Raw genomic sequence first — 8,480 nt, forward strand, 5'->3', positions numbered from 1 at the left:
GGACAGCACCACGAGCGCGACGACTGGCCGGGCCACCCGCAGCGCAAGGACTACCCCCTCGGCGGCATCCCGCCCTTGCCGCTCGTGCCGCCACCCGAACCACCGGACGTCCCGCCCGACGAACCGCCGCCCGACCCACCCGACGCAGGCGAGCCCGCCGCGCCGCCGGTCGGACGGTCGCACTGCTCGGCGCCCTTTTTGTCGCAGTCGCTCGGCTGCGGTGCGTTCTTGGCGAGCGTGTTCGAGCCGTCGGCCGAGAACGTCGGGTTGTGGCACTTCGTGATGTCCACGGAGACGTCGGCCGCCCCGGGGATCTTGCCGACCTGGTCGAGCCCCGCCTGCACGAGGTTGATGGGCAGCGGCGAGTAGCCGAGCACCTCGGCCTGCTGCTGGCCCTCGCACAGGAAGTAGTCCGCGAACGCGCCGAGCGTGTGGCCCTTGGCCGCGGTGAACCCGTTCTGGGTGCTCGTCGGCACGACGATGTAGCTGTAGGACGACAGGGGGTAGGCGCGCCTGTCCTTGTTGGCGTAGACGCCGGTCAGGTCCTGCGTGAGGTAGCTGGGCGAGGACTGGTCCTTGTTGATCGTCGCGCCGAGCAGGCCGACCGCGACGTTCGAGGCCGTCGGCTCGACGTAGTACCCGGCCTCGTTGAGCACCTTCGCCACCGGGTAGCCGGTCTTGAGCGCGTACGAGTACTCGACGTACGTGATGGTGCCCTCGTTGCCTCGCTGCGCGACGTAGCCCGCGACGCCCTGCGAGTTGGGCTGCGCGACGAAGCCCTTGCCGGGGATCGTCGGGTACGTCGACGTGACGCCGCACGGCGTGGAGCGGCCCGCGGCGCGGCAGTACGCGTCCCAGGGCGCCTGGTGGCGCGCGGCCATCCAGGTGGTGAGCTGCGCGGTCGAGCCCGAGCCGTCCGAGCGCACGACCGGCACGATCTTGCGCCGCGGCAGGTTCAGCCCGGGGTTGTCGGCCTTGAGCTGCGGGTCGTCCCAGCTGGTGATCGTGCCCGTGAAGATGCCCGTGATGACGTCGCCGGACAGTCGCAGGTTGGTGACGCGCTTGCCGCCGACCGTGAGGTTGTACATGAACGACGTGCCGCCCGCGACGATCGGCATGTACACGAACCCGCGCGCGGGCGGGGTGTCGAGCACGCCGCCGTCCTTGAGCCCGTACGGGATCTCCGTGATCGCGAAGTCGACCGTGCCGGCCTTGAACTGGTTGCGGCCGTCCGACGAGCCGGTGCTCGCGTAGTTGATCCGCATGCCGTACTGCTCGACGTTGCGACGCCACTGGTCCACCGCGTTGGAGCTCCAGCTGGAGCCCGCGCCGTTGACGGGGACGAACGAGTCGGCCTGCGCGGGGGCTGCACCGGCGACGAGGCTCGTCGCGAGGGCTGCCGCGGCGAGCAGGATGGACGGGCGCCTCATGGCTGCTCCTGGTCAGGGGTAGGGGTCTTCGGGTGGACCGGCTCGTCGTCGATCAGCTCGTCGAGCCGGCTGAGCGGCCGACGACCGCGCGGTCGGTGGCGCGAGGTGCGCTCGAGGCGGGCCTCGTCGCGGGCGGCCCGCCGGGCGGCCTTGGCACGTCGTCGCGCGTCGACCTTGAGCGGCGTGCGGCCGCCGACGACGCGCGCGGTCACGAACAGCGCGAGCACCAGCAGCATCAGCACGGCCGCGGTGCCGAACCCGCGCGCGACCATCGTCGGCTCGGGCGACTTCACGAACTGGAAGATCGCGAGCGGCAGCGACACCATCGGGCCGTTTGTCGGGTTCGTGTTCATCGACGCCGTGAACCCTGAGGTCAGCAGCACGGGAGACGTCTCGCCGATGCCGCGCGCGGTGGCCAGGATGACCGCGGTGGTCAGGCCCGAGCGTGTCGTCGGGAGCACCACCTGCCACACGGTGCGCAGCTGCCCGGCGCCCAGCGCGTAGGACGCCTCCTTGAGCGTCGACGGCACCAGCCGCAGCACCACGTCCGACGAGCGGACCATGATCGGCAGCATCATGATGCTGATCGCCGTCGCGGCGGCCACGCCCGACTTCGGGATGCCGAGCGCCAGGATCAGCGTCGCGTAGACGAACAGGCCCGCGACGATCGACGGCAGCGCGGTCATCGCCTCGACCACGGTGCGCACCAGGCGCGCGAAGCGGCCGGGCATCTCCGTGAGGAACACCGCGGTGAGCAGGCCCAGCGGGACCGTGATGGCCAGGGCGATCGTGATCTGGACGAGCGTGCCGACGATCGCGTGCGCGATGCCGCCCGTGCTCAGAGGGTCGAGCGGGCCGGCGAGCGACATGTCCTGCGTGAAGAAGTTCAGGTGCGGCAGCGCCTTCGCTCCGCGCGCGAACGTGAACGTCACGACGAACACGAGCGCCGCGAGCACGGTGAACGCGAGCCCGTGCACGACGACCGTGACGAGGCGGTCGCGCACCGCGACGCCCGGTGACGTCATCCACACGAGCAGCGCGTAGAGCGCGAGGAACGCGCCGAGCGCGATCGCGACGAACGCGAGCGGGCTGGTGATCGGCGCGAGCTGCGTCGAGACGAACGCGGTCATCGCGAGGGCCGCGACCGCGGAACCGCACAGCTCGAGCAGGTCGCTCACGCGCACGCCTGTGAGCTGGCGGCGGGTCTCGCGGGGCGTCGTCTCGCGCGCGGGGGGCTGCGCGGCCGTCGTCGGCCGGTCCAGGACCGTGGTCATCAGCTGCTCGCCCCCGACCGCGAGCGTGCGACCACCGACGACGCGGCGAAGTTGATGACGAGGGTCATGAGGAACAGCGCCAGGCCCGCGGCCATGAGGGCCGACATACCGAACGGCGTCGACTCGCCGTAGCGCAGCGCGATGAGCGACGAGACCGAGCTGCCGCCGTTCGCCAGCACGTGCCACTGGATGGCGAACACGGGCGAGATGATCATGTAGACGGCGATCGTCTCGCCGAGCGCGCGGCCCAGGCCGAGCATGGTGCCGCCGATCATGCCGCCCTTGCCGTAGGGGAGCACGACGCGGCGGACCATGCCCCACCTCGTCGACCCGAGCGCCAGCGCGCCCTCGCGCTCGCCCACCGGGGCCTGCGAGAACACCTCGCGCATGATCGACGCGACGACCGGCGTGATCATCATCGCGACCACGAGGCCCGCGATGAACGTCGACGACGTGTACACCGTGGCGGTCGCGAGCGGGTCGTGCGGGTCCGCACCCGGTACCTGGAACGGCGGGAACCAGCCGAACGTCGTCGACAGCCACCGCGCCAGCCCCGTGATGTGGCCCTGCAGGAAGAAGAACCCCCACAGGCCGAACACCACCGACGGGATCGCGGCCATGAGGTCGACGATGCTGACGAGCGTCTGGCGAACCCTCGTCGGCGCGTACTCGCTGATGTACAGCGCCGTGCCGGTCGCGAGGGGGACCGCGACGGTGACCGCGACCGTGGCGATGAGGACCGTGCCGACGAGGATCGCGGCGATGCCGAAGTTCCCCGAGTCGGGCTCCCACGCCTGGGTCGTGAGGAACGACCAGCCGGCCCTGCTCAGCGCGTCCCACGCCCGCAGCAGCAGGAAGCAGCCGACGAACCCCATCGTCGCCAGGACCGCGCCGCCCGCGGCGAGGAGCACCGCGCGGAACGCACGGTCGCTCGCCGAGCGGCGGGTGCCGATGCGGCGCGGAACGTCCGCGTCACCCGTGCCGGCCGTCGGGGGCGGCGGCGCGGGCGCGTCGATCTCGAGGATGCTCACCGTGCTCCGTCTCACGTGCTGCATGGCCCGTCGTGCGGGGGTCCGCGACGGGTCTGGCTGCGTGCCGCCGGTCGTGCACCGTGGCCCGCGCAGAACGTCCCGCGGCGCGGGATACGGCGGATTGCGGCCGGATGTCGGCTGGTCGTCGGCCGGATGAAGAGGTCACGAGAATCGGACGCTCGACGCGCGCGCGGTGCTTGCCCGTGGCATCCGTGCACGTCGGTCGCGACCCGATGTGGCCGGATGCCGCTGCGGTGCCACGGTCGGACCGGCGTCCGGGCCTGGTGCGCTGCGGCGCGTGTCCGGCGGTGGCGGTACGACACCGATGTCACCAGGAGGAAGACGCGGGACGGGCGGCGCGACCAGTTGTCTGTGATTCACCCATGAGATGTGGCTGGACGTTTGACCAAGTGCCCTCCCGTGCCGCAGACTCATACCCGACGGTGCGCATCGCCTGCCCCCTGCGCGGTGCGCACCGTCTCTGCTTCCGAAGGGGCGGGACCACGCGGTCCCGCCCCTTCGGAAGCAGAGACGGTGCGCACCGCGCAGGGGGCAGGCGATGCGCACCGTCGGGTATGAGTCTGCGGCACGGGAGGGCACTTGGTCAAACGTCCAGCCACATCTCATGGGTGAATCACAGACAACTGGTCGCGCCGCCCGTCCCGCGTCTTCCTCCTGGTGACATCGGTGTCGTACCGCCACCGCCGGACACGCGCCGCAGCGCACCAGGCCCGGACGCCGGTCCGACCGTGGCACCGCAGCGGCATCCGGCCACATCGGGTCGCGACCGACGTGCACGGATGCCACGGGCAAGCACCGCGCGCGCGTCGAGCGTCCGATTCTCGTGACCTCTTCATCCGGCCGACGACCAGCCGACATCCGGCCGCAATCCGCCGTATCCCGCGCCGCGGGACGTTCTGCGCGGGCCACGGTGCACGACCGGCGGCACGCAGCCAGACCCGTCGCGGACCCCCGCACGACGGGCCATGCAGCACGTGAGACGGAGCACGGTGAGCATCCTCGAGATCGACGCGCCCGCGCCGCCGCCCCCGACGGCCGGCACGGGTGACGCGGACGTTCCGCGCCGCATCGGCACCCGCCGCTCGGCGAGCGACCGTGCGTTCCGCGCGGTGCTCCTCGCCGCGGGCGGCGCGGTCCTGGCGACGATGGGGTTCGTCGGCTGCTTCCTGCTGCTGCGGGCGTGGGACGCGCTGAGCAGGGCCGGCTGGTCGTTCCTCACGACCCAGGCGTGGGAGCCCGACTCGGGGAACTTCGGCATCGCCGCGATCCTCGTCGGCACGGTCCTCATCGCCACGGTCGCGGTCACCGTCGCGGTCCCCCTCGCGACCGGCACGGCGCTGTACATCAGCGAGTACGCGCCGACGAGGGTTCGCCAGACGCTCGTCAGCATCGTCGACCTCATGGCCGCGATCCCGTCGGTGGTGTTCGGCCTGTGGGGGTTCTTCTTCCTGCAGGGCCACATCACGGGGCTGGCGCGGTGGCTGTCGACGACGTTCGGCTGGTTCCCGCCGTTCCAGGTACCGGGTGCGGACCCGCACGACCCGCTCGCGACCGCCACGGTGTACACGTCGTCGACGTTCATCGCGGGCCTCGTGGTCGCGATGATGATCACGCCGGTCGTCGCGTCGATCATGCGCGAGGTGTTCTCGCAGGCCCCGGTGGGCGAGCGCGAGGGCGCGCTGGCGCTCGGGTCGACGAGGTGGGGCATGGTCCGCCGCGTCGTGCTCCCCTACGGCAAGGGCGGCATGATCGGCGGCACCATGCTCGGCCTGGGCCGCGCGCTCGGCGAGACGATCGCCGTCTACATGATCATCTCGCCCGTGTTCGCCATCCAGTGGCACGTGCTGGCGAACGGCGGCAGCTCGGTCTCGTCGCTCATCGCGCTGCGCTACGGCGAGTCGACGCCGTTCGGTATGTCGGCCCTCATGGCCGCGGGCCTGGCGCTGTTCCTCATGACCCTCGTCATCAACTTCGCCGCGTCGTCGGTGGTCGCACGCTCGCGGTCGGGGGCGAGCAGCTGATGACCACGGTCCTGGACCGGCCGACGACGGCCGCGCAGCCCCCCGCGCGCGAGACGACGCCCCGCGAGACCCGCCGCCAGCTCACAGGCGTGCGCGTGAGCGACCTGCTCGAGCTGTGCGGTTCCGCGGTCGCGGCCCTCGCGATGACCGCGTTCGTCTCGACGCAGCTCGCGCCGATCACCAGCCCGCTCGCGTTCGTCGCGATCGCGCTCGGCGCGTTCCTCGCGCTCTACGCGCTGCTCGTGTGGATGACGTCACCGGGCGTCGCGGTGCGCGACCGCCTCGTCACGGTCGTCGTGCACGGGCTCGCGTTCACCGTGCTCGCGGCGCTCGTGTTCGTCGTGACGTTCACGTTCGCGCGCGGAGCGAAGGCGCTGCCGCACCTGAACTTCTTCACGCAGGACATGTCGCTCGCCGGCCCGCTCGACCCTCTGAGCACGGGCGGCATCGCGCACGCGATCGTCGGCACGCTCGTCCAGATCACGATCGCCCTGGCCATCACGGTCCCGCTGGGCCTGCTCACCGCGGTGTTCCTCACGGAGATGCCCGGCCGCTTCGCGCGCCTGGTGCGCACCGTGGTCGAGGCGATGACCGCGCTGCCGTCGATCGTCGCGGGCCTGTTCGTCTACGCGACGCTGATCCTGGCGCTCGGCATCCCGAAGTCGGGCGTGGCCGCCGCGACGGCGATCAGCATCATGATGCTGCCGATCATGGTCCGCTCGTCGGACGTGGTGCTGCGGCTGGTGCCGTCGACGCTCAAGGAGGCGTCCTACGCGCTGGGCGCCGGGCAGCTGCGCACCGTGTGGCAGGTGGTGCTCCCGACGACACGCTCGGGCCTGACCACCGCGGTCATCCTGGCCACCGCGCGCGGCATCGGCGAGACGTCTCCCGTGCTGCTGACCTCAGGGTTCACGGCGTCGATGAACACGAACCCGACAAACGGCCCGATGGTGTCGCTGCCGCTCGCGATCTTCCAGTTCGTGAAGTCGCCCGAGCCGACGATGGTCGCGCGCGGGTTCGGCACCGCGGCCGTGCTGATGCTGCTGGTGCTCGCGCTGTTCGTGACCGCGCGCGTCGTCGGCGGCCGCACGCCGCTCAAGGTCGACGCGCGACGACGTGCCAAGGCCGCCCGGCGGGCCGCCCGCGACGAGGCCCGCCTCGAGCGCACCTCGCGCCACCGACCGCGCGGTCGTCGGCCGCTCAGCCGGCTCGACGAGCTGATCGACGACGAGCCGGTCCACCCGAAGACCCCTACCCCTGACCAGGAGCAGCCATGAGGCGCCCGTCCATCCTGCTCGCCGCGGCAGCCCTCGCGACGAGCCTCGTCGCCGGTGCAGCCCCCGCGCAGGCCGACTCGTTCGTCCCCGTCAACGGCGCGGGCTCCAGCTGGAGCTCCAACGCGGTGGACCAGTGGCGTCGCAACGTCGAGCAGTACGGCATGCGGATCAACTACGCGAGCACCGGCTCGTCGGACGGCCGCAACCAGTTCAAGGCCGGCACGGTCGACTTCGCGATCACGGAGATCCCGTACGGGCTCAAGGACGGCGGCGTGCTCGACACCCCGCCCGCGCGCGGGTTCGTGTACATGCCGATCGTCGCGGGCGGCACGTCGTTCATGTACAACCTCACGGTCGGCGGCAAGCGCGTCACCAACCTGCGACTGTCCGGCGACGTCATCACGGGCATCTTCACGGGCACGATCACCAGCTGGGACGACCCGCAGCTCAAGGCCGACAACCCCGGGCTGAACCTGCCGCGGCGCAAGATCGTGCCGGTCGTGCGCTCGGACGGCTCGGGCTCGACCGCGCAGCTCACCACCTGGATGGCCGCGCGCCACCAGGCGCCCTGGGACGCGTACTGCCGCGCCGCGGGCCGCTCCACGCCGTGCGGCGTCACGTCGACGTACCCGACGATCCCCGGCAAGGGCTTCGTCGCGCAGCCCAACTCGCAGGGCGTCGCGGGCTACGTCGCGCAGCGAGGCAACGAGGGCACCATCACGTACGTCGAGTACTCGTACGCGCTCAAGACCGGCTACCCGGTGGCGAAGGTGCTCAACGAGGCCGGGTACTACGTCGAGCCGACGGCCTCGAACGTCGCGGTCGGCCTGCTCGGCGCGACGATCAACAAGGACCAGTCCTCGCCCAGCTACCTCACGCAGGACCTGACCGGCGTCTACGCCAACAAGGACAGGCGCGCCTACCCCCTGTCGTCCTACAGCTACATCGTCGTGCCGACGAGCACCCAGAACGGGTTCACCGCGGCCAAGGGCCACACGCTCGGCGCGTTCGCGGACTACTTCCTGTGCGAGGGCCAGCAGCAGGCCGAGGTGCTCGGCTACTCGCCGCTGCCCATCAACCTCGTGCAGGCGGGGCTCGACCAGGTCGGCAAGATCCCCGGGGCGGCCGACGTCTCCGTGGACATCACGAAGTGCCACAACCCGACGTTCTCGGCCGACGGCTCGAACACGCTCGCCAAGAACGCACCGCAGCCGAGCGACTGCGACAAAAAGGGCGCCGAGCAGTGCGACCGTCCGACCGGCGGCGCGGCGGGCTCGCCTGCGTCGGGTGGGTCGGGCGGCGGTTCGTCGGGCGGGACGTCCGGTGGTTCGGGTGGCGGCACGAGCGGCAAGGGCGGGATGCCGCCGAGGGGGTAGTCCTTGCGCTGCGGGTGGCCCGGCCAGTCGTCGCGCTCGTGGTGCTGTCC

The 8,480-nt window shown here is 71.6% G+C and carries 4 protein-coding genes and 2 pseudogenes; 3 read left to right on the forward strand and 3 right to left on the reverse strand.

Annotated elements, in window-relative coordinates:
- Positions 1-410 precede the first annotated feature (410 nt).
- From AW16_RS0116430 to pstC (AW16_RS0116420), 3 genes and pseudogenes are all read right to left on the reverse strand, one after another.
- A pseudogene (locus tag AW16_RS0116430) lies at positions 411-1,430 on the reverse strand (phosphate ABC transporter substrate-binding protein PstS); the annotation flags it as partial.
- On the reverse strand, positions 1,427-2,704 hold the full coding sequence (gene pstA / locus AW16_RS0116425) for a phosphate ABC transporter permease PstA (protein WP_081861755.1): 1,278 nt from the start codon (positions 2,702-2,704) through the stop codon (positions 1,427-1,429). The pseudogene AW16_RS0116430 and the gene pstA (AW16_RS0116425), both read right to left, overlap by 4 nt.
- A complete protein-coding gene (gene pstC / locus AW16_RS0116420; protein WP_231496089.1) occupies positions 2,704-3,735 on the reverse strand; it encodes a phosphate ABC transporter permease subunit PstC in 1,032 nt (343 codons plus the stop codon). Before pstC (AW16_RS0116420) ends, pstA (AW16_RS0116425) begins: the two co-directional genes overlap by 1 nt.
- 1,010 nt (positions 3,736-4,745) lie before the next feature.
- Between pstC (AW16_RS0116420) and pstC (AW16_RS0116415) the strand changes: the two genes are divergently transcribed.
- The 3 genes and pseudogenes from pstC (AW16_RS0116415) to AW16_RS0116405 form a co-directional block, all read left to right on the forward strand.
- A complete protein-coding gene (gene pstC, locus AW16_RS0116415) occupies positions 4,746-5,777 on the forward strand; it encodes a phosphate ABC transporter permease subunit PstC (protein ID WP_231496089.1) in 1,032 nt (343 codons plus the stop codon).
- Entirely contained in the window at positions 5,777-7,054 is a 1,278-nt protein-coding gene (pstA, locus tag AW16_RS0116410) for a phosphate ABC transporter permease PstA (RefSeq protein WP_081861755.1), read from the forward strand. The genes pstC (AW16_RS0116415) and pstA (AW16_RS0116410) overlap by 1 nt, the downstream gene beginning before the upstream one ends.
- A pseudogene (locus AW16_RS0116405) lies at positions 7,051-8,070 on the forward strand (phosphate ABC transporter substrate-binding protein PstS); the annotation flags it as partial. The gene pstA (AW16_RS0116410) and the pseudogene AW16_RS0116405, both read left to right, overlap by 4 nt.
- Positions 8,071-8,480: the final 410 nt, after the last annotated feature.

The organism is Cellulomonas sp. HZM, from assembly GCF_000708885.1.
Taxonomy (GTDB): Bacteria; Actinomycetota; Actinomycetes; order Actinomycetales; family Cellulomonadaceae; genus Cellulomonas.